The following is a 25,184-nucleotide window of genomic DNA, read 5'->3' on the forward strand; positions in this document are numbered from 1 at the left end:
GAGGCGACGGCGGGGGCGTGCGGAGGGGGACGCGGGAACGGGCGGGGCCACGACGGCCGTGCGGCGGTTCCGGTGGGTCAGTTCACTGCCTGCGCAGGGGTCAACAGCAGGCGCGGCGAACGCTGACGGCCCGACACATCATGGTCGTGACACGCAGGAGGTCCACGTGGCGACGGGTGATGAGGTAGGGGGCCATGCGGCGATCCTGGGCGGACCGGTCGGGCGCTGGCAACACCGTCTCACATACTGGTTCGGAACGTTCCGATCCCTGGTCGGCGCGAGCGAGGGGTGACGCGGGATCAGGCGGGACTCCGCGCAGGGCCGGAGGTCACGGAGACGGGCGCCGGACCTGCGGCAAAACGTCTGACGGGCTGTGACTTCCGCCACAGTGGCCCTGTGTGAGGCTTGTTCAACTGCCGTGCAGGACAAGTGAAAGCCCAGGTCGAGGCCGTTCTCGGAGGTCTGGACCAGGCGGCGGTGTTCGAAACGGCTTGGCGTGCGCGAAGCGCGGGGCCCTAACCTGCCCGCCATGTCTCAGAACACGAACACCCCGGGCATCCCCGGGCAGCCGGCCGCGGCGGCCGGTGACTCCGCCAAGATCCAGCGTCAGGTGCAGCAGCAGGCCGGCGTCGGCCCGATCGGCGGGGGCGGCGGCACCCTCTTCTCCGAGCCGGTCCTGGTGGTGAACCAGAAGGCCAAGCTCATCGAGCTGACCAATGAGTACTCGGTCTTCGACCAGCAGGGCGCCACCCTCGGCTCCGTGGTCCAGGTCGGCCAGAGCGGTCTGCGGAAGGTCATCCGCCTGCTCTTCTCGATCGACCAGTACCTGACCCACAAGCTGGAGATCCGGGACGCGCAGGGCACCCCCGTGCTGCTGCTCACCCGCCCGGCGAAGTTCATCAAGTCCCGTGTCATCGTGGCGCGTCCGGACGGCACCGAGATCGGCCAGATCGTCCAGCAGAACGCGATCGGGAAGATCAACTTCGCGCTGGAGGTCGGCGGCCGGAAGATCGGCGCCGTCAAGGCCGAGAACTGGCGCGCCTGGAACTTCGCGATCGTCGACGAGACCGACACCGAGATCGCCCGGATCACCAAGACCTGGGAGGGCCTGGCCAAGACCATGTTCACCACGGCCGACAACTACGTCCTCCAGGTCCACCGCCCGCTCCCCGACCCGCTGATCAGCCTGGTCGTGGCGACCGCCCTCACGGTGGACACCGCCCTCAAGCAGGACGCCCGCGGCCTCGGCTGACCGCCGCCCCCGCAGATCCTCCGCCCCACCCCCGACCGGGGGTGGGGCGCTTGGGCTTCAACTGCCCTGCGACTGCCCGGAGTAGGGTCGACGGTCCAGGCTGTCCGGTGTCACGATCGGCGTGGGGTGACCGTGCGCGCCGAAGACAGAGGTCTCGAAATCCTCGAGGGACTCCAGTACCAGCGTGGCGATCGCGAAGCGCGGATCGCGGCGATCAGCGGCCTCCGGAACGGCGACGACCGTCATCCGGGCCGACACCCCGGCGATGACGCCGTTGAGCGAATCCTCGAACACGAGGCATTCGTCGGGTGACGCACCGAGGGCGGCGGCTGCGCGGAGATAGGCGCCCGGGTGCGGCTTGCCGTGTTCGTCGTCCTCGGCCGAGAACACGGCATCGAAGAATCGGTCGAGACCGGTGCTCGCGAGCGCGGCCCGGATCACCGACTCCGGCGACGACGACACGACGGCCATGGCCCTCGATGCACGCGCGCACGCCGCGACGGCGTCTTCGGCACCGGCTTTCGGTGCCACTCCCTCCAGCCCACGGCACACGGCGGCCACGATCCGCTGCTCGACGTCGTCGGGGTCGGCTCGAAGGGCGGCCCGCTCGAACCAGTAGGCCACCATGATCCGCGGGTCGGCGGGCCGAAAGTCCGTCGACTGTACTGCCGGGGTGTGATCAACTGTGCGGTGGCCTGCCGGGCGGGGCGGGCAAGGCCTGCGCGGTGCTGGCGGCCGGCCAGCTGCGACGGGACGGGGCGGTTCCCGCCTCGGCCGGGATCGAATACCTCCTGCCGTTGGGCAACACCGTGACGCTACGGACGCGGCGCACGGTGGTCTGCGCCTTCGTGGAACCGACGACCGGCTGGACGGGAGGCCTGCCCGAGGGTTCGTCCACGCCGAATCGGTAGGCCTCCGGCAAGCCGAGGTCGATGGAGAGAAAGTTCCTGCCCCTGCGGTCTGTGGTGTTTTCCCGAATGGGCAGGAATTGGCTGCGGATTGTGCCCTGAAGGGACGTTGGCGGCCCAATTTCCAGCTGTGGCCGACGAGTTCCGCCGAATGCCGCTGCTACAGTTCCGCCTCCGTATCCCGATCGGATTGTCGACCCAGGTGATTTGGAGTTTTCGTTGAACGTTCGTAAGCCGGCTGCTGCGGCTGCTCTGGTGTGTGCCGTCCTCGCGTTGTCGGCCTGCGGTTCCGGCAGCAAGCCCGCAGCCGCTCCGGCCGCGTCCACGCCCGTTGCCCCGGTGTCGCCGACGGCGGGTGGCGGTGCTCAGGCGTCCGCTCCGGCGGCGTCGGCGGGTGCGTCGGCGGGTGCCTCGGCGGGTGCGTCGAAGAGCGCTCCGGCGAACGGCGGGAAGGCGGCCGCGGATCTGCAGCCCTGCTACAGCGCGGAGAAGCAGAGCGACGCCAAGGCGGAGGTGATCGCCCTGGACACGAGTGCGAGCCCGCGGATCACGGCGGTGCTGAAGATCACCAGCACTGCTGCCCAGGACTGCGTGGTGTACGGCGGTCCGGACGTCCGGATCGAGAACGGTGCGCCCGTGTTCTCGAAGCTGAACTCCGCTCAGCTCGGGAGCGGCACCTTCGCCGGCGACAAGGCCCACGGCGTGGTCCTGCACAAGGGTGGGGCGCTCTTCCAGCCGCTCGCCTGGTGGGCCTCCCCGCCGGCCGCCGACACCCCGAACGCCGCGTGCACCACCGGCACGATGCTGGCGTTCTCGTACGCGGAGGAGGCCATGGTGCTGGCCGCGCCGGTGAAGGACCTGAGGGTCTGCCCGGAGCGGCAGCAGGGGTCGGTGCAGGCGCGGATCGGTGTGCCGCAGGCGAGCGAGGCCGAGGCCAAGGCCCAGCTGAAGGCTGCCGCGAAGTAGGGGTGGGCGGCGCTCCCCGGCGGACCTCTGCGGCGTCGGCCAGGTCCGGTCCGGCGGGGAGCCCGTTCGGTCGTGGCGGTTGGCCTGCGGAGGCCCGGCCGGCCGGGTGGACGTGAACCGGATCCCGGGGTGGGTCGGTGGTGGTCAGGGGCTTGGTACGGTTCTGGTGCACGTCCTGGCCGGTGGGAGTCCTGCGTGGTCTCGGGCGGTGGCGGGGGCAACCATGACGACTCCGATCTGAGTAATGAGGACTGCGGTGCTGGTTTCTGTGGTGATGCCGGTTCACAACTCGGCGGCCACGCTGGGGGCGTCGGTGCGCTCCGTGCTGGCGCAGACCCACGCCGACGTGGAGCTGCTGGTCACCGACGACGCGTCCACGGACGAGTCGATGGAGATGCTGCGGGAGCTGGCGCGCCAGGACGAGCGGGTCAAGCCGGAGGCGGCGCCCGGGCAGGGCGGTGCGGCCAAGGCGCGGAACCTGGCGCTGGCGCGGGCGCAGGGCGACTACGTGGCGTTCCTCGACAGCGATGACATGTGGCTGCCGGAGAAGCTGGAGAAGCAGCTGGCGTTCGCGGCGGAGGGGGACGCGCCGCTGACCTTCACCTCGTACTACAAGGTGGACGGGGACTACGTCGGCGAGGCCGCCGACTTCGTGCCGAACGGGCGCGTCGTCGAGGCGCGGGAGCGCGTGACGTACCGGGAGATGCTGCAGCAGGACCACATCGGGGCGCTGACCGCGATGTACGACCGGGCGGCGCTCGGGACGCGGCTGATGCCGGACATGCCGAAGCGGCAGGACTACGCGCTCTGGCTGGCGATCATGCGGGACGGGCGCCCCGCCCGGGGCCTGCGGGAGCCGCTGGCGGTCTACCGGGCCGGGCGGGCGGGGTCGCTGTCGTCCAACAAGCTGAACCTGGTCGGGCACAACTGGCGGCTGTACCGGGAGTTCGAGCACCTGTCGCTGATGCGGTCGACGCGGGCGCTGGCCGGTGCGGCCTGGCACTCGGTGCGGAAGTCCCGCATCTGACCTCGAGTCTTCGCGACGGCCTGTCAGCTCGCCTGGCAGGCCGTTTCGGCTTTCTCCGTTGGTGACGGTGACGTCCGTGTGCCTGGTGGCCGACCTCTCGACGCGGGTCTCGATGTCGGGTGAAGGCCGTTCGGTGCGTCAGGCTTCGGGGAGGTGGGCGGCGACGAGGGTGGCGAAGTCCTCGGGGGTGAGGATGCGGATGTTGAGCTCCTCGGCCTTGGTGCGCTTGGAGCCGGCCTTCTCGCCCGCCACCAGCAGGGTGGTGCGCTTGGAGACGGAGGAGGAGGCCTTGCCGCCGGCGCGCTCGATGAGTTCGTTCATCTCGTTGCGGGAGAGGGCGGCGAGGGCGCCGGTCATGGAGCCGGTGACGACGACGGCTTCGCCGGAGAGGGGGCCGGAGGGGGCGGTGGGGGAGTCCGGGGAGGGGGTGGCGGGGAGGACGGGCTCGGTGATCTGGGTGCCGACGTTCTGGGCCGTCAGCTTGTCGAGGAGGGGGGCGAGTTCGAGGAGTTCGGCGGCGACGACGCGGGCCTTCTCGGTGCCGATGCCGGGGACCTGGGCGAGGGTGTCGGCGTCGGCCGCGCGGATGGCGGCGAGCGAGCCGAAGTGGGCGGCCAGGCGGCGGGACATGGTGCGGCCGGTGCCGCGGACGCCGAGGGCGCAGAAGACGCGGTTCAGCGGCTGGCTGCGGGCGGTCTCGATGGCGGCGAGGAGGTTGTCGGCGGAGGTGTCGCCCATCCGCTCCAGCGTGAGGAGCTGATCCCGGGTCAGCGTGAAGAGGTCGGCGATGTCGGTGACCAGGCCGGACTCGACGAGCTGGACGGCGCGGGTGTGGCCGAGGCCCTCGATGTCGAGCTGGTCGCGGCCGGCGGCGTAGATGACCGAGGCGACGGCCTGGCAGTTGCGGCCGCGGACGCAGCGCCAGCGCTGCTCGGAGGCGTCGATCTCGTCGCCGCAGCGGGGGCAGGCGGTGGGGAAGACGATCGCGGTCTCGGCGCCGGTGCGCTGGTCGGCGAGCGGGGCCTCGACGCGGGGGATGACGTCGCCGGCGCGGTAGACGAAGACCTGGTCACCGATCATCAGGCCGCGGCGGGTGATGTCGGCGGGGTTGTGGAGGGTGGCGTAGGTGACGGTGACGCCGTCGATGACCACCGGCTCCAGGACGGCGCGCGGGGCGATGATGCCGGTGCGGCCGACGTTCCACTCCACCTCCAGCAGGCGGGTGACCTTGTGCTCGGCGGCGAGCTTGCGGGCCACCGCCCAGCGCGGGGCGCGGGAGCCGGAGCCGGCCTGGTGGCGGTCGGCGGCGGTGTCGGCCTTGACCACGACGCCGTCGATGCCGAAGGGGAGGGCGCTGCGCAGGGCGGCGATCTCGTCGATGCGCTGCTGGGCGGCGTCCAGGGTCTCGCAGCGGAGCGGGGCGGCGGCGGTGGTCGCGGCGGTGTTGGCGCCGAGCACGGCCAGGGAGGCGAGCAGCTCGCTGTGGGAGAGGTCGAGGTCGAGGCCGATGGCGTCGTACGCGAAGAAGGTGAGCTCGATCCGGTAGGGGCGGTCCTTGGCGCGGAGCGTCCCGGCGGCGCCGCTGCGCGGGTGGGCGAAGGCGGGGGCCTCGTGGGCGAGGCGGATCCGGTTCGCCTCCTCGAACTGGGCGGTGGTGAGCAGGACTTCGCCGCGCAGCTCGACGTCGATCGGCTCGCTGAGGACGGCGGGCAGGCCGAGGATGGCGTCGGCGGCGTGGGTGATGTCCTCGCCGGCCAGGCCGTCGCCGCGGGTGAGCATCTGGACCAGCTTGCCGCCCTGGTAGCGGGCGGCCATCGCGAGGCCGTCGAGCTTGGGCTCCACGCACCAGGCGGCCACCGGGCGGCCGAGGCGGCGCTCCAGGCCGGCGGCCCAGTCGGTGAGCTCCTGGGCGTCGAAGACGTTGTCGAGGGAGAGCATCGGCACCGAGTGCGGCACGTCGCCCTGGACGGCGCCGCCGGCCACCTTGCCGGTGGGGGAGTCGGGCAGGACCTCGGTGGGGTGCTCGTCCTCGTAGGCGGTGATGGCGCGCAGGAGGGCGTCGTACTCGTCGTCGCCGAGCGGCGTGGTGCCGTCGGTGTAGTACGCGGCCGAAGCCGCGACCGCGGTGGCGACCGCGTCGGCGTAGTCGGCAGGGGAGAGCAGCGGCGAGGTGGTGTCCGTCATGGGAACCATCATCCTGACCAGCACTGACAATCGAGCGGAGCGCGCACCGCGCGCGTGGGACGTGTTCTGACGAGGCTTCATCCGGCGGCCTCCGCAGCGGTCAGCCGGCCGCGAGGGCCTCCGCTTCGGCGGTGTAGAGCTCGGCGGGGTCGAAGCCCATGCCGGTGAAGTGGCCCGCCAGTTCGAGGGAGATCACGCCGTGCAGGCGGGTCCAGAAGGTGAGGGCGCGGCGGAGGGCCGAGGGCGGGGCCGGGTGCTCTCCGGCCCAGGCCCGGTGCTCGGCCAGGTGCCGGTCGAGCGGGGTGGGCGGGGTGGGCGGGGTGGCGGGGGGCTGCGCGGCGGTGTGGGCGTCGAGGAGCACCGTCATGACCTCGGCGGCGATCCGCGTGGTGGCCTCGGGGGCGTGGTAGCCGGGTACGGGCGTGCCGTAGATCAGGAAGTAGCGCTGGGGGTCGGCCAGGGCCCAGCGGCGCAGGGCGTGGGCGAGGCCGACGAGGTCGGCGCCGGCCGCGGCGGCCTCCTGGACGGCGTCCGCCATGCCGCGGTAGGCGTCCTTGACGAGTTCGCTGATCAGCTCGTCGCGGTTGGCGAAGTAGCGGTAGAGGGCCGGTCCGCTCATGCCCATCTGCTTGGCGATGGCGTTGAGGGACAGGGCGGAGGCCCCGGCGGCGGCTACCTGCGTCCAGGCGTGCTGCTTGATCTCTTCCTGCACCTGGGCGCGGTAGCGCTCCCGCGGCGTCCTGGTGTCCACGTCGTTGCTCCCCGGGTTGCGGGCCGTCAGTTCAGTTAGAGGTTATCACTGGAGCTCTTGACTCTCACTCGGCCGGTACGTTAGAACTTATAACGAACGCGAAAGCATCTACCGAGAAGGTCGTGAGGATCATGGGAAACGCACAGCTCGTCGAGGTCGTCCTGCCCGGCGTCGTGGCTCCGGAGGGCCTGCAGATCCGTCAGGGGGCCGTTCCGGCGGCCGGTCCGGGGCAGGTCGTGATCGCCATGGAGGCGACGGGCGTGTCGTTCGCCGAGCAGCAGATGCGCCGTGGGCGGTACTACGACCAGCCGCCGTTCCCGTTCGTGCCGGGGTACGACCTGGTGGGCCGGGTCCTGACAGCCGGTCAGGGTGTGGATCCGGCCCTGATGGGCCGCCGGGTCGCCGTGCTGATGAAGGTGGGCGGGTGGGCCAGCCACGTGGTGGTCGACGCCAGGGACGCGGTCGAGGTCCCGGACGGCCTCACGGCGGCGGAGGCCGAGACCGCGGTGCTCAACGGGATCACCGCCTGGCAGATGCTGCACCGCAAGGCCCGGGTGCGCGCCGGGCAGACCGTGCTGGTGCACGGCGCGAGCGGCGGCGTGGGCTCCGTCCTGGTCCAACTCGCCCGTGCGGCAGGCGTGAAGGTGATAGGTACCGCCTCCGTCCGGCACCACGACAGCCTGCGCGAGCGCGGGGTGGTCCCGGTCGACTACCGCGACGGCGACGTGCCCGCCCGGGTCCGGGAGCTGGCGCCCGGTGGCGTGGACGCCGTCTTCGACCACCTCGGCGGCCGGAGCGTCATCGACTCCTGGCACCTGCTCGCCCCCGGCGGGGCCCTGGTCGCCTACGGAAGCGCCTCCACCCGTGACGACACCGGCTCCAAGCAGTGGCCCGTCCTGAAGATCCTCGGCCGCGTCTGGCTGTGGAACGCCCTGCCCAACCGGCGCCGCGCGTACTTCTACAACGTCTGGGCCGGCCGGGCCCTGAGCGCGGCCCGCTTCCGCGCCCGGCTGCGGGCCGACCTCACCGAGGTCTTCGCCGCCGTGCTCCGGGGTGAGGTCGCCGCCCCCGTCGCCGCGACCCTGCCGCTCGCCCAGGCCGCCGAGGCGCTGCGCCTCGCCGAGTCGAGCACCGTCACCGGCAAGATCGTCCTCACTCCCTGAGGCGCCCTCGCTGTCCACATACATGGACGGTGAATTTATTTCCGCCTCCTGTCTTGACCTGTGGAGGACTGGTCTACACCATGAGGGCCATCCCTTTCCCCCACATCAGGGAGGAACTACCTTGCCCAGCAAGCCCCTTGGGGCCCTCATGTCCGCAGCGGCGCTCGCCACCACGGCCGCCCTGCTGCTCTCCTTCGGGCCGGCCGCCCAGGCCGGCGCCACTGCCGCTGCCGGCGGCCTGGACCTGTCCGCAGCCAACCGCCGTGCCCCGATCCCCGGCCTGTACGACTGGTCGAAGGCCGGGTACCGGGGCGGCGCCGACCTGCCCGGGCCCGCCCAGACCACCCCGGACGCGGCCTGTCAGATCACCACCGCCGAGCTGGCCGGCCAGTTCGGCGTGAAGCCGGACGACGGGGCCGACGACACCGCCGGCCTGCAGCGGGCGATCGACCAGATCCGCACCGGCTGCTCCCCGGCCGCCGGGTACGACCGGTTGTCACTGATCACGCTGCCCGCCGGGGTGCTCAACGTGTCCCACCAGATCGGTGTGGACGCCGACTTCCTGACGATCCGTGGAGCGGGCAGCGGTGCGGGCGGCACCCGGATCGTCTTCCGGCCGGACGCCGACACCCGCTACGACACCCTGACCGAGGACGGTTCGGACTGGGACGAGGACGGCATGACCTCGGGTTCGGCCAAGGGCGGCTGGACGTGGCCGGGCCGCGGGGTCTTCCGGGTCCAGTCCCGGGCGGTGCACTCGAGTTACGCGTCCGAGTACGCGGCCGCCGCCGCCAACCGCAAGGACCTGTTCGAGGGGACGGTCAACGTCCACTGGAAGGCCGGCCTGAAGCTCCGCGAGAAGGCGGGCGGGGCGGGCTTCGCGGCCCGGACCGGGGACACCGTGGTCCCGCTGGCCACCGGCAGTGCGCTCACCGGGCTCCAGGTCGGCGGGCTGGTGAACATCCGGGCGGCCAACTCGCTGAAGTTCTACGCCGAACAGGACATCCAGCCGGGCGACGGCACGCTCCAGAACATCCACATGCGGCAGCAGATCTTCACCGTGACCGCGATCGACTCCGCCAACCGGACCATCACGCTGAACAAGCCGCTGGAGTACGACGTCCCGGTCGACTCCGTCTCGGACGGCTCCGCGCCGATCGACGGCGCGGCGTACGCCTCGAAGGCCTCCCCGATCGTCGACCCGGTGCTCGGCGTGGGCCTGGAGGACTTCGCGCTGACCCAGGACGAGCCCGGGCTGAGCGCCGCCGACGCCGTGCACAACTACGGCAACATGTCGCCCGCCGAGGCCATCCACGGCATCGTCCTCAAGTGGGCGGCCGACTCCTGGGTGCGCGGGGTGCGGACCGAGATGACCGGCTCGCACCCGATCGTCACGGAGGAGGCGTACCACGTCCAGATCGTGAACAACCAGCTCGACGGGTCGTGGAACAAGGGCAAGGGCGGCAACGGCTACTTCCGCGGCTCCCGGGTCTGGGACTCCCTCTACGCCGGCAACACCTCCCGGAACCTGCGGCACTTCACCTTCCAGTGGTCCGCCTCGGGCAACGTCGCGATCGGCAACGACTTCGACTCCGACCTGAACCTGCACGGGGGTTGGGAGCGCAACAACCTCTTCGAGCTGAACACGGTGGCGGTGCCGTACGACCACCGCTCGGCCAACTGCCGTGCCAACTGCGGCGAGGAGGGCGGGGGAGGCACCGACGCCTCCACCTGGTACCCGATCTGGTGGGCCGCCGGGAAGAAGGCCGTGAAGTGGTCGGGCTCCAGCGGGCCGCGCAACGTCTTCTTCGGCAACACCATGACCAAGCAGACGGCCGCCGGTGCGGCGTACACCCCGTACTACGCGGACCGGCAGCGGATCTACCAGTTCGGCTGGAGCGGGACCGCCTGGAAGCACCTGGACACGGGCGGGACGGCGATCCCGGACTGGGCCGGTCGTGAGCAGCTCGACTACACGGGTGGGCACGGCGTCGACGCGACGAGGACGGACGGCGGGCCCTCGCTCTTCCTGAAGACGGTGGGCACCTCCACCCCGAGCCCGAGCCCGAGCCCGACGGTGTCGCCGAGCCCGAGCCCGAGCCCGAGCACGTCGCCGTCGAGCTCGCCGTCCCCGTCCCCGTCGACGTCGCCGACCGCCGGCTGTCTGACGGCCCGGACGGTGAAGTCCTCGACCTGGAGCTCGGGTTACGGCATGGACGTGTTCGTGAAGAACAACTGCGCCGCCGCCCGCCAGGGTTGGACGGTGGAGTTCGACCTGCCGGCGGGCACCACCGTGTCCTCCAGCTGGTCCGCCGTCAGGACGCAGAGCGGGCAGCACTACACGTTCACCAACGTGGGCTGGAACGGCACCATCGCCCCCGGAGCCGAGCAGGGCTTCGGGTTCAACGCCGCCGGGACGGGTCTGCCCACCGCGCTGACCGCACGGTGACCCGGGCCCTGCGCCGTCAGCGGATGCCGTGACGGCGCAGGGTGGTGGCCAGGGCGGTGGCGTGCGACGTCACCGCCCTGGCCACCCGTGCGACCTCCTTGTCGGTCGCCGCGGCGGCCGGCATGGAGCAGCTCAGCGCGTCGGTGGCCGGGATGCGGTAGGGCACCGCGGCCGAGACGCAGGTGACGCCGACGGTGCCCTGCTCGCGCTCCAAGGCCCAGCCCCGGTCCCGGACTTCGGCCAGCGTCGCGTCGAGCGCGGCCCGGTCGGTGATGGTCTGCGGGGTGTAGGCGGGCAGCTCGCCGGGGAGCAGGGCGTCCACCTCCTGCTCGGTGAGGTCGGCGAGCAGTGCCTGACCGAGGGCGGTGAGGTGGACGGGCAGCCGGCGGCCGACCCGTGAGACGGCGCGGACGTTCTCGCGCGAGTCGCGGGTGGCGAGGTAGAGCACGTAGGCGTCGTCGCGGCGGGCGAAGTGCACGGTGTAGCCGATCGCGTCGCGCAGCGCCTCCAGTGCCTCCTGGGCGTACGGCAGGGCCGGGTCGCGGTCGAGGTAGGCGGTGCCGGAGAGCAGCGCGTGCGGGCCGACGCCGAAGGCGGAGCCGGTTTCGTCGGCCTCCACCCACTTGAGCTCCCGCAGGGTCCTGACCAGCGCGTGCAGGCTGCTGCGCGGGTAACCGAGGCGCTCCTGCAGGTCGTTGACGGTGAGTCGGGTGGGCGAGGCGGCGAGGGTCTCCAGGATGCGCACGGTGCGTTCCGCGGACTTCACCGTCGCGGCCTCGGGCTGGCCAGTGGCCATCGGTTCTCCATCCACATCCGTGTACCGGGACTGTTGACTCGCATCGTACAGCTGCCCTACTTTCACCTGGCAAGGTTCCACGCACAGAGATATCGTCCACATATGTAGACAGGAACGCCGATGCTCAGCAGAGCCGCACGAGCCTTCGCCGTCTCCCTCGCCGTCACCTTCGCCCTGAGTTCCGTGGCCGCCTGCGGCAGCGACGGCAGCGGGTCCACCGCGTCCGGTGACGACAAGGCCCCCCTGGAGATCTGGGTGCGCAAGCCCCCGGGCTCCAACACCGAGAAGACCCACCAGAAGCTGGCCGCCGACTTCACCGCCGCCACCGGTGTCCCGGCCCACGTCACCGCGCTGTTCGACGACTTCGAGACCAAGCTGCAGCAGGCCGCCGCGCAGAAGAAGCTGCCGGACCTGATCGTCAACGACACCGCGCAGCTGGGCACCCTGGTCAAGCAGGGTCTGGTCCGCCAGGTCGACAAGGGCAGGGTGGCCGGCGGGGACCAGCTGATCCCGCAGGCCTGGGACGCCGCCCGGGCCGCCGACGGCAAGTACTACGGCGTGCCGTTCTCCGCACAGACCTTCGCCCTGCTGGTCCGCAAGGACTGGCGGGAGAAGCTCGGCCTGGCGCAGCCCACCAGCTGGGACCAACTCGACGCCCTGGCCAGCGCGTTCACCAGCGGAGACCCGGACGGCAACGGCAAGGCCGACACCTACGGCTACGTCGTCCCCGGCAGCACCAAGCGCGGCTACCTGGACTGGTACGCCTCCAGCTTCCTGTGGTCCGCGGGCGGCGACTACTTCACCGGTGAACCCGGCAGCCTCAAGCCCGCGATCGCGGGCGAGCGCTCGGTGGCGGCCGTCGAGCGGCTGAAGAAGCAGTTCTGCACCGACAAGAGCGTGGTCCCCGGCGCCGTCACCGCCGAGACCACCCAGGCGCACCCGCTGTTCGAGACCGGCAAGGGCGGGATCTACCTGACCGGGCCGTACAACATGGCCCGGTTCGACAAGAGCCTCGGCAAGGACAAGTACGAGGTGGTGCCGCTGCCCGCCGGGCCCGGCGGGAAGAGCGCGGTGCTGGCGGAGGGCGAGAACGTCTACCTGATGGCGGGTTCGAAGAACCCCAACGGCCAGCAGAGGTACGCCGAGTACCTGGCCGGGCCGCAGGGGCAGCGGACCGGCATGGCGGGTGACACCGACGGCACCGTGGTCCGCCTCCCGGTGAACCGGACCGTCGACCTGGCGGCCGAGCGCACCGACGCCCGCTGGCAGGTGTTCGACAAGGTGTACCGGGAGGCCGGACGCTACGCCCCGGCGGTCCCCGAGTGGACACCGTTCCGGCAGGCCTCGTCGGAGACGCTCAACGCCGTGGTCGCCGACTGCGGCTCCGACCCCAAGGCCGCCCTCGACAAGCTCGCCTCGACCTTCGCGGCGGAGCTCAAGAAGCAGGGGGCCGGCTCCTGATGGCGGCCACCGGCGTGGACCGCGCTCCGAGGCCCGCCCCCGCCGGCCGGAGCCCCCGCCCGGCGGGGGCGCTGCCCGGCCGGCCGGCCCGCCGGTGGTACCGGCGGGGCCGGCCCGCCCTGGTCCCCTGGCTGTTCCTGGCCCCCGCGCTGCTCCTCTTCGCGCTGTTCAAGTTCGTCCCCGCCGGCCGGGCGGTCGCGATGAGCTTCCACGAGGTGCGCCCCTACCTGGGCGACCGCTGGGTGGGGGCGGAGAACTACCGTCAGGTGCTCACCGACGACGCCTTCCTGACGGCGGTCTGGCACACCGTGCTGCTGGCGGTGGGTCAGACCGGCGGCTCGGTGCTGGTCGGCCTGGCGCTGGCGCTGCTGCTGGAGGGGCAGGCCCGGCACCTCTGGTTCGTCCGCACGGCCGTCTTCCTGCCGACCGTCGCCGCGATGGCGGTGGTCGCCGAGGTCTGGCGGATCCTCTACTACCCGGCGGCCGACGGGGCGGTGAACACCCTGCTCGGCTGGCTCGGCTCGGGGCCGTCGCAGTTCCTCAACAGCGAGGACAGCGCGCTCGGTTCGGTGATGGCGGTCGGGATCTGGCGCGGTGCCCCCTACGACATGATGATCTTCCTGGCGGCGCTGGCCGGGGTCGACCGGACCCTGTACGAGGCGGCCGCCGTGGACGGCGCGGGCGTCCGGCGCCGGGTGTGGCACGTGACGCTGCCGGCGCTGCGCCCCGCCTTCGCCATCCTGGTCACCCTCGCGGCGATCCGGGGGCTGCGGGTCTTCACCGAGATCTTCCTGCTCACCAACGGCGGGCCCAACGGCTCGACCGACGTGGTGATGACGCTGATCTACCGGCTCGGCCTGGAGCGCAACGAACTCGGCGTCGCCGCTGCCGGATCCGTGGTGCTGCTGGCCGCGACCGTGGTCCTCACACTGGCCGTCCGCGCCCGCCGGGGCGGCAAGGGAAGGGAGTCGCAGTGAACGCCGAACGGACCGGCCGCAGGGCCCGGGTCACCGACACCGCGCTAGGGCTGGACTCCCGTAGAGGGCCGGTGAGTTGGGCCGCGCGGGGCGTCCTGTACCTGGCCCTGGTGCTGGTCTTCGCCGGGCCGCTGCTGGCCCTGGTCTCCAGCGCCTTCTCCAAGGTCACCGACCCGACCTCGCTCACCCTGCTCCCCACCCACCTGACCCTGGCCAACTTCCAGGCCGCCGTCGACCGCGACGTCCTGCTCTACCTCACCAACTCCTTCCTGGTGGTGGGCGGCGGACTGCTGCTGCAGATCGCGGTCAGCGTCAGCGCGGCCTACGCCCTGGCCCGCAAGCGGTTCCGCGGCATGCACCTGGTGCTGCTGCTGGTCCTCAGCACGATGATGCTGCCGGAGGAGGTGCTGGCCATCCCGCTCTCCCTGGTGCTCTCCGACCTGGACCTGGTGGGCAGCCTGTTCGGGATGATCCTCCCGGTCGGGGCCTGGGCCTTCTCCATCCTGGTCACCGCCGAGTTCATGAAGGAGATCCCGGTCGAGCTGGAGGAGGCCGCCCGCCTGGACGGCGCCGGCGACCTGCGGATCTTCTGGTCCGTCATCCTCCCGCTCTGCCGCCCCGCCCTGGGCGTGATCGGCATCTTCGGCTTCACCATGATCTGGGACCAGTACCTGCTCCCGCTGCTGGTGGCCACCGACGCCCGGCAGTTCACCCTGCCCATCGCGCTGCGCACGCTGCGCGCCGACGAGGAGGTCGGGATCGGCGTGCTGCTCGCCTCCTCGCTGCTCGCCCTGCTGCCCAGCGTGCTGGTGTTCCTCGCCATGCAGCGGCAGTTCATGCGCGGCCTCACCTCCGGCGCCGTCAAGGGCTGACGCACGTCAAGGGCTGACGCACCCTCACCCCACCAACCGGCACCACCGACCCAAGGAGACCCCATGTACTCGAACGGGCTGCTGTCCTTCCCACTGACCCCGTTCACCGCGGACGACACCGTCGACCTCCCGGCCTTCGCCGAGCACGTCGAGCGGCAGGTCGCGGCCGGCCCGGACGCGCTCTTCGTCGCCTGTGGCACCGGCGAGTTCACCGCCCTCTCGCACGCCGAGTACCGGGACGTGGTGAGCACCGCCGTCAAGGTGGCCGGCGGCCGCCTGCCGGTGATGGCGGGCTGCGGCGGCGGGCCGCGCGCCGCCCACGAGTTCGCCCGCACCGCCGCCGAGGCCGGTGCCGACGGCCTGCTGCTGCTCCCGCCCTACCTGGTCTCCGCGCCCCCCAGCGGCCTGGTCGACCACGTCCGCTACGTCGCCGGTGCCACCGACCTGCCGGTCACCGTGTACCAGCGCGCCACCGCCGTGCTCGACGAGGCGGCGGCCGTCGCCCTGCTGGACATCCCCACCGTGGCCGGCATCAAGGACGGCCGCGGCGACGTCGACCACATGCTGCGCCTGGTCACCGCCGTCCGGTCCAGCGGCCACCCCCGGGCCGCCGCGTTCGGCTTCCTCAACGGCCTGCCCACCGCCGAACTCTCCGTCCAGGCCTACGAGGCGATCGGCGTGGGCAGCTACTCCTCCGCCGTCCTGTGCTTCGCCCCGGAGATCGCCACCGCCTTCAACCGGGCCGTGCGCAGCGGCGACCAGGCCACCGTCCAGCTGCTGCTCGCCGAGTTCTACCTGCCGTTCGTCGCCCTGCGCGACAAGGTGCCCGGCTACGCGGTCGCGCTGGTGAAGGCCGCGGCCCGGCTCTCCGGCCTCGACCTCGGCACCGTCCGTCCCCCGCTGGTGGACCCCACGCCCGAGCACCTGGAGCAGCTGGCCGGCATCCTGGCCCGCGGCCGCGCCGCCCTCACCGCCACGGCCGCCTGATGCGGGTCCGCGCGGTGACCGTCACCCCGGTCGCCTTCGCCGACCCGGCGCTGCTCAACTCGGCCGGTGTGCACCAGCCCTGGGCGCTGCGCGCGATCGTCCAGCTGGACTGCGGCGACGGCCTCACCGGCCTCGGCGAGACCTACGGCGACGCCTCCCACCTGGAGCTCCTGCGCACCGTCGCACCCGCCCTGGTCGGCCTCGACCCCTTCCACACCAACGACCTGCTGCGCCGGACCACCCGGGCGCTCGGCGGCACCGACGCACCCGACCGGCACGGCCTGACCGGTGGCTCCAGCCCGCAGAAGACCGCGCTCAAGGTGGTGAGCCCGTTCGAGGTCGCCTGCCTGGACCTCCAGGGCCGGATCACCGGCCGGCCGGTGGCCGACCTGCTGGGCGGCCCGGTCCGCGACCAAGTCCCGTACTCCGGCTACCTGTTCTACAAGTGGGCGGGCCACCCGGGCGAGCCGGAGGACGAGTGGGGCCCGGCGCTCGACCCGGACGGGATCGTCGCTCAGGCCCGCCTGATGGTCGAGCGGTACGGCTTCGGCTCGCTCAAGCTCAAGGGCGGCGTCCTCCCGCCGGAGCAGGAGATCGAGGCGGTCCGGGCGCTGCGCGAGGCCTTCCCCGCCCACCCGCTCCGACTGGACCCCAACGCGGCCTGGACGGTGGAGACTTCGCGCAAGGTCGCGGCCGACACGGCGGGCCTGCTGGAGTACCTGGAGGACCCGACCCCCGGCATCCCCGGGATGGCCGAGGTGGCTCGGGAGGCGCCGATGCCGCTGGCCACCAACATGTGCGTGGTCGCCCCCGACGACCTCGCCCCGGGCTTCGCCGCGGGGGCGGTCGGGGTGGTGCTCGCCGACCACCACTACTGGGGCGGGCTGCGCCGCTCGGCCGAGCTCGCCGCGATCTGTCGCACCTGGGGCGTCGGCGTCTCCATGCACTCCAACAGCCACCTGGGCATCAGCCTGGCCGCCATGACCCACCTCGGCGCGGCGCTCCCCGAACTGAGCTACGCCGCCGACACCCACACCCCCTGGCAACTCGGCACCGACGTGGTGGCGGATCCACTGCCGATCGTCGACGGCGCGGTGCGGGTGCCCGCGGGGCCCGGGCTCGGCGTCGAGCTCGACCCGGACGCGCTGGCCCGGCTGCACGAGAACTACCTGCGCTGCGGGATCCGGGAACGCGACGACACCGGTTACCGGCAGCAGTTCGAGCCCGACTTCCGCAAGCGGAGGCCCCGTTGGTGAACCACCCGACCGTCTCCGTGCACGCCTACCCGTGGGACGTCCTCGGCGATCCGGCCTTCGCCGACCGCTTCCGCGCCTGCGGTGCCGACGCGGTCACGCTGGCCCTCAGCTACCACTCCACCCGGGCGGCCACCCCGCTCCACCCGGAGCGCTCCTTCGTCGACGCCCGGTACGCCGCGCTCTACCGGCCGCTGCGGCCCGAGGCCTGGGCCGGCCACCGGCTCACCCCGCTCGCCGCGGACTGGATGGCGCAGCCCGACCCGGCCGGCGAGGCGGTGGAGGTCCTCGCGGCCGAGGGGATCCCGGTCAACGCCTGGATCGTCCTCGCCCACAACTCCCGCCTCGGGTACCTGAACCCGGCCGTGTCCGTGGTCAACTGCCACGGCGAGCACTACCCGTACGCGCTCTGCCCCTCCCACGAACCGGTCCGGCAGCACTGCGCGACCCTGGCCGCGGAGGCCCTGCACGGGCTGCCGGGCGAGGCGGTCCGGACGGTGTCGCTGGAGTCGGCGGGCCAGCTCGGCGCCGTTCACCTGGGATGCCACGAGAAGAGCGACGGCGCCTACCCGCCGGAGGCCCTGCGGGCGCTCTCCGTCTGCTGCTGCGGGGCCTGCCGTCACGGCTGGCGCCGGCACGGCCTGGACGAGGAGAAGACGGTGGAGCTGCTGCGCGGCACCGCCCGCGGCGGCGGCCCGCTGCCGGAGGAGACCGCGGCCGCCCTGCTGGCGGTCCGTCAGGCGGCCACCGACGGACTGCTCGGACGGGTGACGGCCGCCGTCCGTGCTGCGGCGCCCGGGGCGTCGATCACCCTGCACGCCCACCCGGACCCGTGGGCCACCGGCCCCTCCCCGGGCCTGACCGCGAGCGCGGCCGGCCAGGTCGACGCCCTGCTGGTGCCGTGCTGGCCGACCGGGGAGGCCAGCGCGGACCTGGTCCGCGCGGCGGCCGCCACGGGCACCGCCGTCGACGCCTACGTCACCGCGCTCCCGCCCGCCGACCCCGACGCCCTGGCCGCGCACGTCCGGGGCCTGCGCGAGGCGGGCGCGAGCCGGCTCAGCCTCTACCACCTCGGCCTGCTGCCGGGGCACCGTCAGCACCTCCTGGCCGAGCTGGCCCAGGAGTTCCGATCGACTCCCGCCCGACCGGAGGGCCCACCGCGATGACCGAGCCCCGCACCGTCCTGCTCACCGGCGCCGCCGGTGGAGTCGCCGCCCACCTGCGGGCCCGGCTGCCCGCCCTGGGCCACCGGCTGCGCCTGGCGGACGTCCGGCCCCTCGCCGACGCACCCGCCTCCCTCGCCTTCGACCTGCGCGACCCGGACGCCGTCCGCGAGGCCGTGCGCGGGGTGGACGCCGTGGTGCACCTCGGGGGAATCTCCCTGGAGGACACCTTCGAGAACATCCTGGGCGCCAACGTCCAGGGCACGTACCACCTCTACGAGGCCGTCCGGGCCGAGGGTGTCCGCCGGGTGGTGGTGGCCGGCAGCAACCACGCGGTCGGGTTCACCCCGCTGCCCGCCCCGGGGAGCGGCGACCTGATCGGCGCGGACGCGCCGCAGCGGCCCGACACCAACTACGGCCTCTCCAAGGCCTTCGCCGAGAACCTCGCCTCGCTCTACGCCGACCGCCACGGCATCGAGACGGTGACCATCCGGATCGGGTCCTGCTTCGAGGAGCCGCGCTCGGTCAGGATGCTCTCCACCTGGCTGAGCCCGGGCGACTGCGCCCGCCTGGTGCACGCCGCGCTCACCGCCCCCCTCGCACCCCCGCTCGCCCGGCACACCGTCGTCAACGGCATCAGCGCCAACACCCGCGCCTGGTGGGACCTGAGCACGGCCCGCGCGCTCGGCTACCGGCCGCAGGACGACGCCGAGGAGTACGCCGAGAAGGTGCTGGCCGTGCACGGCCCGCTCGACCCCGGCCACGTGGACGCCCGGCTGATCGGCGGTCACTTCACCGAGCTGGAACCCCCGCGCGCCTGACCCGCGCCCGACGACCCGAGGGAGTCCCATGGAAACCAAGGCAGTTGATCCGCAGCCGGTCCGCACCTCCGACCCGAGGACCGGCGAGCCCGGGGCGGTGGTGGCCGCCGAGGCGGGCCCGGCCGAGGTCGACCGGGCCGTCCGGGCCGCCGCCGCGGCCCTCCCCGCGCTGGCCGACCGCGCGGTGCGGTCCGCGCTGCTGCGCGCCGCCGCCGACGGGCTGGAGGCGGCGGCCGCGCAGGTGGTCGCCGCCGCCGACGCCGAGACCGCGCTCGGCCCGGCCCGGCTGGCCGGTGAACTCGCCCGCACCACCTACCAGTTGAGGGAGTTTGCCGGGCAGGTGGAGAAGGCCGCGTTCCTGGACGTGGCGATCGACCACGCCGATCCCGCCCTGAACCGCCCCGACCTGCGTCGGATGAAGGTCCCGCTGGGCGTGGTCGCGGTCTTCTCGGCCAGCAACTTCCCGCTCGCCTTCAGCGTGCCCGGCGGCGACACCGCCAGTGCCCTGGCGGCCGGCTGCCCGGTGGTGGTCAAGGCCCACCCGGACCACCCGGCCACCAGCGAGCTCTGCGCGGGCCTGCTGCGCCGGGCGGCGGCCCGATTCGGCCTGCCGGAGGGGGTGGTGGGCCTGGTGCACGGCTTCGAGGCCGGGCCGGAGCTGGTCCGGCACCCGCTGGTGGCGGCGGTCGGCTTCACCGGCTCGGTGCGCGGCGGGCGGGCCCTCCACGACATCGCCGCCGCCCGGCCGGTGCCGATCCCCTTCCACGGCGAGCTCGGCTCGCTCAACCCGGTGGTGGTCACCGAACGGGCCGCCGCCACCCGGGCGGAGGAGATCGGCGCCGGGCTCGCCGCCTCCTTCACGCTCGGCAGCGGCCAGTTCTGCGTCAAGCCCGGCCTGGTCCTGGTCCCGGCCGGGGCGGACCGACTGGAGGAGGCGGTGGTCGCGGCGGCCGCCGCGACCGGGGCGGGGCCGCTGCTGGACCGCCGGATGCGGGAGGCGTTCCTGACGGGTGTCGGGCGCCGGGCCGCGGTGCCGGGCGTCAGGGTGCTGCTGGCAGCCGGCCCGGCACCGGTCGAGGGGGCCGGCCTCGCGGTCCGCGCCGGGGTGCTGGCGGTGGACGCGGCGGAGCTGACCGAGGAGCTCCGGGAGGAGTGCTTCGGCCCGGTGACCGTCCTGGTCCGCTACCGGGACCGGGCCGAACTGGAGTCGGTGCTGGGCCGGTTGGCCGGGAACCTGACCGCGACCGTCCAGCTGGCGGCCGACGAGCGCGGACCGGAGGCGGCCGCCCTGCTGGAGCGCCTGCGCCCCTTGGCGGGCCGTCTGGTGGTGGACCAGTGGCCGACCGGCGTCGCGGTCGCCCCCGCGATGCACCACGGCGGCCCGTACCCGGCCACCACCTCCGGCTCCACCTCCGTCGGCGCCACCGCGGTCGAGCGCTGGCTGCGCCCGGTGGTCTACCAGAACACCCCGCCCGAACTGCTCCCGCCGGAGCTGCTGGACGGCAATCCGCTCGGCGTCCCGCAGCGCGTCACCGGCGCAATACCGCCTGGTCGGTGAGGGGGTCAAGTACTTCGACCGGTCGGGTAATTGAACGGTTTCGGTCGTTCTTGGACACGGTCTGATCAAGATGGCCGGGTAAGGATGGCCTTCTTTGGCGGCTCACCGTCAAGCTCTGTCGCAGCTCTTCACAGCTACCCCGACTGGAGTCAGAGTGAGCCCCACCTCCTCTCAGCGCCGCCACCTCGCGGCCGGAGCCATCGCGGTCACCGCCGCGCTCGTCGCCGTCACCTTCCAGACCGGAGCGGCGACCGCCGCCTCCGGCCGTGACGCGGCGATAGCCGACGCCAAGGCCAACGTCGCCCACAACCCCGGAGTCTTCGGCTTCGGCGCGGGCCAGGACCTGGTCGTCAAGGACGTCATCGTCGACGCGGACGGCACCCAGCACGTCCGCTTCGACCGCACCTACCAGGGCCTGCCGGTCGTCGGCGGCGACCTGGTGGTGCATCAGAACGCGCACGGCAAGCTGCTCGACAAGTCGGCCGGCAAGGCCCACGACCCCAAGGTCAAGTCGACCAAGCCGGCCGTCCCCGCCCAGGCCAGCGCCGCCCACGCCCTCGGCCAGGCCGAGGGCATCACGGCCGCCACCTCCACCCCGGAGCTGATCATCTGGGCCGCCGACGGCACCCCGCGGCTGGCCTGGCGCACCACCGTCGCGGGCGTGGGCGACCACGGCCAGCCGGCCGGGAAGATCGTGGTCACCGACGCCGGCAGCGGCGAGCAGATCGAGGCCTACGCCGCCGAGCACCAGGCCGTCGGCACCGGGCACTCGGAGTACACCGGCGACGTCTCCATCGACACCACCGCGCAGACCTCCGGCGGCTACGCGCTGATCGACCCGACCCGCGGCCACGTCACCAAGGACGCCAAGAACGTCTCGTCCTCCTCGATCAACGCGAGCTCCGGCACGCTGTTCACCGACGCGGACAACGTCTGGGGCGACGGGAGGAAGTTCTCCACCGACCGCTCCACCGCCGCCGTCGACGCCCACGCCAACACGGCCTGGACGTACGACTACTACAAGAACACCTTCAACCGCCGGGGCATCAAGAACGACGGCAAGGGCGCCACCGTCTTCGTCCACGTCGGCACCAAGTGGGACAACGCCCAGTGGTCCGACAGCTGCTTCTGCATGATGACCGGCGACGGCGACGGCGTCACCGACCCGGAGCAGGTCGACCTCGACACCATGGGCCACGAGATGACCCACGGCGTCACCAGCGCCACCGCCAACCTGCGCTACAGCGGTGAGTCCGGTGGCCTCAACGAGGCCACCAGCGACATCTTCGGCACCATGGTCGAGTGGTACGCCAACAACGCGGTCGACAAGGGCGACTACCTGTTCAGCGACCAGTCCACCCCGCCGTGGCTGCGCCGGATGGACAAGCCCTCGCTCGACGGCCGCTCGGCCGACTGCTGGACCCGCAAGGTCGGCCAGCTCGACGTGCACAACTCCTCGGGCGTGGGCAACCACTGGTTCTACCTGGCCAGCGAGGGCAGCGGCAGCAAGACCGTCAACGGCGTCACCTACAACAGCCCGACCTGCAACGGCTCGACCGTGACCGGCATCGGCAACCAGAAGGTGGCCGCGGTCTGGTACCGCGCGCTGACCGTCTACATGACCTCCACCACGGACTACAAGGGCGCCCGCACCGCGTCCCTGAACGCCGCGAAGGACCTGTACGGCACCGGCAGCGCCGAGTACAACGCGGTGGCCGCGGCCTGGAGCGCCGTCAGCGTCGGCTGACCCGAAGGGCCCTGAGGCCCCGACAGCCCCTGCGGGCCGAGCCTCCGGGCTCGGCCCGCAGGGGCTCCGTCATGCCGCGTCGAAGGTGACCCGGGGCAGCCGCTCGCGGGCCGAGCGGTCGAGCAGGGTGACGGAGGCGGTCTCCGGAGCGGCCGCCGCCCCGTGCGCGCGCAGGGCGCGGACCAGCCGGCCGAGACCGCGGTCGTGCTGGGCGAAGGTGCGGCGCGGGGCCGAGCGGCCCCGGGCTCGCTGGCCGGTCAGGGCCTCGGCGCTGCCGACGTCGAGGATGACCAGGTGGAGTTCGCGGCCCTGGGGTGCGAGCAGCCGGGCCAGGTGACGGCGCAGCCAGGAGCGGCTGCCGCAGTCGTGGACCAGGAGTTCGGCGCCGTCGCGCGCGCTGGTGTGCAGCCGGTGGAAGTGCCGCAGCCGGGCCCAGGGCCGGTAGACCGGGTAGGGGAGCCAGGCGGGCATCACGGCCTCGCAGGCCAGGTGGGTGGTGCGCGGGTCTATCACCGGGGCGGCGGCCGCCCACTGGTGGAGCGCGGTGCTCTTGCCGCTGCCCGGCAGGCCGGAGACGACGACCACCGCGCCGGGCGGGTAGGTGAGGGCACGGGGGACGGCGCCGCCGCCGCGCAGGTCGACCAGGCCGCGCGGGCGCAGACCGGCCGGTGCGCGCCGGGCGGTCGCGGTGGTCCGGGGGTCCTCGAGGTCATGCGGCACGGGGATCAGTCCTGTTGGGCGGGCGTATCGGGCATTTACAGCGACGTAAATTAGCACGGGGCGGTTGCGGTGCTCCGGGCGTCCGGGCGGTGCCGCCGCGTTTCGATCTACAGTGTTGTAGATTCGCAGGAACGTACGGTGCCCGTGGGTCGACCTGCGGGCAGGACACACCTGGAGGGGCGACGTGGGAGTCACGCTGGCCAAGGGCGGCAACGTCTCACTGACGAAGGAGGCGCCCGGCCTGACCTCGGTCATCGTCGGACTGGGCTGGGACGTGCGCACCACGACGGGTGCCGACCACGACCTGGACGCCAGCGCGATCCTCTGCGACGCGCAGGGGCGGGTCCTGACGGACCAGCACTTCGTCTTCTTCAACAACCTGCGCAGCCCGGACGGTTCGGTCGAGCACAGCGGCGACAACCTCACCGGCGGCGGGGACGGCGACGACGAGCAGATCAAGGTCGACCTCGCCACGGTGCCCGCGGCGGTGGCGAAGGTGGTCTTCCCGGTCTCCATCTACGACGCGGACAGCCGCAACCAGAGCTTCGGCCAGGTCCGCAACGCCTTCATCCGGGTGGTGAACCAGGCGGACGGCCGCGAGATCGCGCGCTACGACCTGACGGAGGACGCCTCCACCGAGACCGCCATGATCTTCGGCGAGCTCTACCGGCACGGCGCCGAGTGGAAGTTCCGCGCCATCGGCCAGGGGTACGCCTCCGGCCTGCGCGGCATCGCCCTGGACTACGGGGTCAACGTCGGCTGACGCGCGGGAGGGCGGGCCGGGACCTGGAGGTGTCCGGCCCGCCGCTTGTCAGGTCCGCCCGTGGGCATCTACAGCTCTGTAGAGTTTTCGGATCCGGGCCGAGGAGGGCGAACCATGACGGACGGTCAGCAGAAGAGTGCCTGGCAGCCTCCGGAGGAGGAGGTCGAGCCCGCCTACCAGCCGGTCGAGGTCGACTTCGCCGACGGCGACTGGGCGGTCGGGCGGATCAACGCCTGGTGGCGCCCGGCCCACGGCCAGTCCTGGTGCCGCGTACGGCTGTTGGGGCGCGGCGAGGAACCGCGCTGGATGCCGTTCGACCCCGACCGCCTCGTGCTGCTCCCCGCTTCGGGGATCTGACGGGGCGGCCGGGGCCGTGTGGTCGTCGGCGCTCTCCGGCGCCCGGTCAGCCGATCAGCTGGAGGGCGGCCAGCGCGCCGATGCCGCCGAGACCGGCGAACACCGGCATCAGGACCTTGAGTTCGACCCAGCTGCCGGCCCGGAAGCGCATCGGCTTCGGCGGGCCGATCGGGTACCAGCGCTTGCGCCCGATCGGGATCGGCCACAGCACCGGGCAGCCGGAGACGGTCAGCGCGTCACCGATGCAGTGCACCAACGCGCCCAGGGCGACGGGGAGTCCGACCCACATGTACTCCTGGCCGGCGCCCTCGAACAGCCAGCCGGATCCGTTGCCGGGCCGGTCCAGCACCTCGGCCAGCATCCAGGCGCCGGCCGCGCCGAGCAGCCAGACCAGCACGTCGCTGGAGGCCCGCGCGTGACGCCACAGCAGGCCCTCGATCGCCAGCACCATGTGCACGAAGAGCACCGCGAGCACGCCCCAACGGCCGCCGTAGACGCAGGCCGCGGCCGCTCCGGCGCCGCACAGCAGCGCCCAGGGCCAGGTGTGGGTGAGGGTGCGGTGGCCACCGGAGCGGCGCGGGTCGGCCTTCGTCCGGGTGGCCTTGTAGGTGGCGTACGAGAGCCTGTCGATGATCTCGCAGAGCGTGCGGGAGACCGGCCCGAAGGCCCGGGATATCGTCGCGGCCTTGTGGTCGAGGTCCGGGGCGAGGGCCGCCCCGGCGCAGATCAGCGCTCCGGCGAGCAGGACCGGCCAGGGCATCGGCTGGTCCAGGAGGGCCGCGGCGGCGCCCACTCCGAGCCAGGCGGCGGCGCCCGACAGCGAGTGCGCTGGTCCCATCATGCTGGTGTCCCCCTCGGCCCGCCGGTGCGGGCTGGTACGTGCGTTCGGTGTCACCGCAGCATACGGCAGACGATCTTCACGGTGGCCTCGGCGGGTGCCCGCGCGGTCAACCCGGTGAAGGCGGCCCGCCACTCGGCCGGGTGACGGTCGGTCGGTCCTCGGTGTCCG

22 protein-coding genes are annotated in these 25,184 nt (G+C 72.8%); 16 read left to right on the forward strand and 6 right to left on the reverse strand.

Annotation, left to right across the window (positions count from 1 at the left end; all coding sequences use genetic code 11):
- The first annotated feature begins 529 nt into the window (after positions 1–529).
- Positions 530–1,252, forward strand: a complete 723-nt coding sequence (locus ACWCYY_RS16605; protein WP_380149964.1) for an LURP-one-related/scramblase family protein — start codon at positions 530–532, stop codon at positions 1,250–1,252.
- A gap of 57 nt (positions 1,253–1,309) precedes the next feature.
- On the opposite strand, the gene ACWCYY_RS16610 is transcribed toward ACWCYY_RS16605, so the two are convergent.
- The gene (locus ACWCYY_RS16610; protein WP_449796433.1) at positions 1,310–1,879 is read right to left on the reverse strand and encodes an HAD family hydrolase; all 570 of its coding nucleotides are present in this window, start codon (positions 1,877–1,879) and stop codon (positions 1,310–1,312) included.
- 620 nt (positions 1,880–2,499) lie between these two features.
- Between ACWCYY_RS16610 and ACWCYY_RS16615 the strand changes: the two genes are divergently transcribed.
- Positions 2,500–3,126: a hypothetical protein gene (locus ACWCYY_RS16615; protein ID WP_449796434.1), complete on the forward strand. Its 627-nt coding sequence runs from the start codon at positions 2,500–2,502 to the stop codon at positions 3,124–3,126.
- Positions 3,127–3,400: 274 nt separating this feature from the next.
- Positions 3,401–4,153, forward strand: coding sequence for a glycosyltransferase family 2 protein (locus tag ACWCYY_RS16620; RefSeq protein ID WP_345281645.1), 753 nt, complete (start codon positions 3,401–3,403; stop codon positions 4,151–4,153).
- 138 nt (positions 4,154–4,291) lie between these two features.
- Here the strand turns inward: ACWCYY_RS16620 and ligA are convergent, their stop codons facing one another.
- Together ligA and ACWCYY_RS16630 are read right to left on the reverse strand one after the other, a co-directional pair.
- Complete coding sequence (gene ligA / locus ACWCYY_RS16625; protein ID WP_449796465.1) at positions 4,292–6,346, reverse strand: NAD-dependent DNA ligase LigA; 2,055 nt, start codon at positions 6,344–6,346, stop codon at positions 4,292–4,294.
- Positions 6,347–6,437: 91 nt separating this feature from the next.
- The gene (locus ACWCYY_RS16630; protein WP_345281523.1) at positions 6,438–7,088 is read right to left on the reverse strand and encodes a TetR/AcrR family transcriptional regulator; all 651 of its coding nucleotides are present in this window, start codon (positions 7,086–7,088) and stop codon (positions 6,438–6,440) included.
- A 131-nt stretch (positions 7,089–7,219) separates the two neighbouring features.
- On the opposite strand from ACWCYY_RS16630, the gene ACWCYY_RS16635 reads away from it, so the two are divergent.
- Both ACWCYY_RS16635 and ACWCYY_RS16640 read left to right on the forward strand, forming a co-directional pair.
- Positions 7,220–8,251, forward strand: coding sequence for a medium chain dehydrogenase/reductase family protein (locus ACWCYY_RS16635; protein WP_449796435.1), 1,032 nt, complete (start codon positions 7,220–7,222; stop codon positions 8,249–8,251).
- Positions 8,252–8,399: 148 nt separating this feature from the next.
- Entirely contained in the window at positions 8,400–10,700 is a 2,301-nt protein-coding gene (locus tag ACWCYY_RS16640) for a cellulose binding domain-containing protein (protein ID WP_449796436.1), read from the forward strand.
- Positions 10,701–10,716: 16 nt separating this feature from the next.
- Here the strand turns inward: ACWCYY_RS16640 and ACWCYY_RS16645 are convergent, their stop codons facing one another.
- Positions 10,717–11,496: an IclR family transcriptional regulator gene (locus ACWCYY_RS16645; RefSeq protein WP_345281529.1), complete on the reverse strand. Its 780-nt coding sequence runs from the start codon at positions 11,494–11,496 to the stop codon at positions 10,717–10,719.
- Positions 11,497–11,616: 120 nt separating this feature from the next.
- Between ACWCYY_RS16645 and ACWCYY_RS16650 the strand changes: the two genes are divergently transcribed.
- The 9 genes from ACWCYY_RS16650 (at position 11,617) to ACWCYY_RS16690 (ending at position 22,335) form a co-directional block, all read left to right on the forward strand.
- Complete coding sequence (locus ACWCYY_RS16650; RefSeq protein ID WP_449796437.1) at positions 11,617–12,957, forward strand: sugar ABC transporter substrate-binding protein; 1,341 nt, start codon at positions 11,617–11,619, stop codon at positions 12,955–12,957.
- Positions 12,957–13,934: a carbohydrate ABC transporter permease gene (locus ACWCYY_RS16655; protein ID WP_449796438.1), complete on the forward strand. Its 978-nt coding sequence runs from the start codon at positions 12,957–12,959 to the stop codon at positions 13,932–13,934. The genes ACWCYY_RS16650 and ACWCYY_RS16655 overlap by 1 nt, the downstream gene beginning before the upstream one ends.
- Complete coding sequence (locus tag ACWCYY_RS16660) at positions 13,931–14,806, forward strand: carbohydrate ABC transporter permease (protein WP_345281535.1); 876 nt, start codon at positions 13,931–13,933, stop codon at positions 14,804–14,806. Before ACWCYY_RS16655 ends, ACWCYY_RS16660 begins: the two co-directional genes overlap by 4 nt.
- 63 nt (positions 14,807–14,869) lie before the next feature.
- Entirely contained in the window at positions 14,870–15,793 is a 924-nt protein-coding gene (locus ACWCYY_RS16665; protein ID WP_449796439.1) for a 5-dehydro-4-deoxyglucarate dehydratase, read from the forward strand.
- On the forward strand, positions 15,793–17,049 hold the full coding sequence (locus ACWCYY_RS16670; RefSeq protein ID WP_449796440.1) for a glucarate dehydratase family protein: 1,257 nt from the start codon (positions 15,793–15,795) through the stop codon (positions 17,047–17,049). The genes ACWCYY_RS16665 and ACWCYY_RS16670 overlap by 1 nt, the downstream gene beginning before the upstream one ends.
- Positions 17,046–18,212: a hypothetical protein gene (locus ACWCYY_RS16675; RefSeq protein WP_449796441.1), complete on the forward strand. Its 1,167-nt coding sequence runs from the start codon at positions 17,046–17,048 to the stop codon at positions 18,210–18,212. The genes ACWCYY_RS16670 and ACWCYY_RS16675 overlap by 4 nt, the downstream gene beginning before the upstream one ends.
- Entirely contained in the window at positions 18,209–19,030 is an 822-nt protein-coding gene (locus ACWCYY_RS16680) for an NAD-dependent epimerase/dehydratase family protein (RefSeq protein ID WP_449796442.1), read from the forward strand. The genes ACWCYY_RS16675 and ACWCYY_RS16680 overlap by 4 nt, the downstream gene beginning before the upstream one ends.
- A 28-nt stretch (positions 19,031–19,058) precedes the next feature.
- On the forward strand, positions 19,059–20,588 hold the full coding sequence (locus tag ACWCYY_RS16685) for an aldehyde dehydrogenase (NADP(+)) (RefSeq protein ID WP_449796443.1): 1,530 nt from the start codon (positions 19,059–19,061) through the stop codon (positions 20,586–20,588).
- A 154-nt stretch (positions 20,589–20,742) separates the two neighbouring features.
- On the forward strand, positions 20,743–22,335 hold the full coding sequence (locus ACWCYY_RS16690) for a M4 family metallopeptidase (RefSeq protein WP_345281546.1): 1,593 nt from the start codon (positions 20,743–20,745) through the stop codon (positions 22,333–22,335).
- A gap of 69 nt (positions 22,336–22,404) precedes the next feature.
- Here the strand turns inward: ACWCYY_RS16690 and ACWCYY_RS16695 are convergent, their stop codons facing one another.
- Positions 22,405–23,055: an AAA family ATPase gene (locus ACWCYY_RS16695; protein ID WP_449796444.1), complete on the reverse strand. Its 651-nt coding sequence runs from the start codon at positions 23,053–23,055 to the stop codon at positions 22,405–22,407.
- 184 nt (positions 23,056–23,239) lie between these two features.
- On the opposite strand from ACWCYY_RS16695, the gene ACWCYY_RS16700 reads away from it, so the two are divergent.
- Both ACWCYY_RS16700 and ACWCYY_RS16705 read left to right on the forward strand, forming a co-directional pair.
- On the forward strand, positions 23,240–23,818 hold the full coding sequence (locus tag ACWCYY_RS16700) for a TerD family protein (RefSeq protein ID WP_345281550.1): 579 nt from the start codon (positions 23,240–23,242) through the stop codon (positions 23,816–23,818).
- Positions 23,819–23,932: 114 nt separating this feature from the next.
- Positions 23,933–24,175 (forward strand): hypothetical protein, encoded by a 243-nt coding sequence (locus tag ACWCYY_RS16705; RefSeq protein WP_345281551.1) that lies wholly within the window; start codon positions 23,933–23,935, stop codon positions 24,173–24,175.
- Positions 24,176–24,221: 46 nt separating this feature from the next.
- Here the strand turns inward: ACWCYY_RS16705 and ACWCYY_RS16710 are convergent, their stop codons facing one another.
- Positions 24,222–25,016 (reverse strand): metal-dependent hydrolase, encoded by a 795-nt coding sequence (locus ACWCYY_RS16710; RefSeq protein ID WP_345281552.1) that lies wholly within the window; start codon positions 25,014–25,016, stop codon positions 24,222–24,224.
- Positions 25,017–25,184: the final 168 nt, after the last annotated feature.

The organism is Kitasatospora sp. NPDC001664, assembly GCF_053596675.1.

Excerpts from the sequence above, each read along its gene's own strand:
- ACWCYY_RS16605 (WP_380149964.1), top strand. The coding sequence starts at position 530 with ATGTCTCAGAACACGAACACCCCGGGCATCCCCGGGCAGCCGGCCGCG.
- ACWCYY_RS16610 (WP_449796433.1), bottom strand. The coding sequence starts at position 1,879 with ATGGTGGCCTACTGGTTCGAGCGGGCCGCCCTTCGAGCCGACCCCGAC.
- ACWCYY_RS16620 (WP_345281645.1), top strand. The coding sequence starts at position 3,401 with ATGCCGGTTCACAACTCGGCGGCCACGCTGGGGGCGTCGGTGCGCTCC.
- ligA (WP_449796465.1), bottom strand. The coding sequence starts at position 6,346 with ATGGTTCCCATGACGGACACCACCTCGCCGCTGCTCTCCCCTGCCGAC.
- ACWCYY_RS16635 (WP_449796435.1), top strand. The coding sequence starts at position 7,220 with ATGGGAAACGCACAGCTCGTCGAGGTCGTCCTGCCCGGCGTCGTGGCT.
- ACWCYY_RS16640 (WP_449796436.1), top strand. The coding sequence starts at position 8,400 with ATGTCCGCAGCGGCGCTCGCCACCACGGCCGCCCTGCTGCTCTCCTTC.
- ACWCYY_RS16645 (WP_345281529.1), bottom strand. The coding sequence starts at position 11,496 with ATGGCCACTGGCCAGCCCGAGGCCGCGACGGTGAAGTCCGCGGAACGC.
- ACWCYY_RS16650 (WP_449796437.1), top strand. The coding sequence starts at position 11,617 with ATGCTCAGCAGAGCCGCACGAGCCTTCGCCGTCTCCCTCGCCGTCACC.
- ACWCYY_RS16655 (WP_449796438.1), top strand. The coding sequence starts at position 12,957 with ATGGCGGCCACCGGCGTGGACCGCGCTCCGAGGCCCGCCCCCGCCGGC.
- ACWCYY_RS16665 (WP_449796439.1), top strand. The coding sequence starts at position 14,870 with ATGTACTCGAACGGGCTGCTGTCCTTCCCACTGACCCCGTTCACCGCG.
- ACWCYY_RS16670 (WP_449796440.1), top strand. The coding sequence starts at position 15,793 with ATGCGGGTCCGCGCGGTGACCGTCACCCCGGTCGCCTTCGCCGACCCG.
- ACWCYY_RS16680 (WP_449796442.1), top strand. The coding sequence starts at position 18,209 with ATGACCGAGCCCCGCACCGTCCTGCTCACCGGCGCCGCCGGTGGAGTC.
- ACWCYY_RS16685 (WP_449796443.1), top strand. The coding sequence starts at position 19,059 with ATGGAAACCAAGGCAGTTGATCCGCAGCCGGTCCGCACCTCCGACCCG.
- ACWCYY_RS16705 (WP_345281551.1), top strand. The coding sequence starts at position 23,933 with ATGACGGACGGTCAGCAGAAGAGTGCCTGGCAGCCTCCGGAGGAGGAG.
- ACWCYY_RS16710 (WP_345281552.1), bottom strand. The coding sequence starts at position 25,016 with ATGATGGGACCAGCGCACTCGCTGTCGGGCGCCGCCGCCTGGCTCGGA.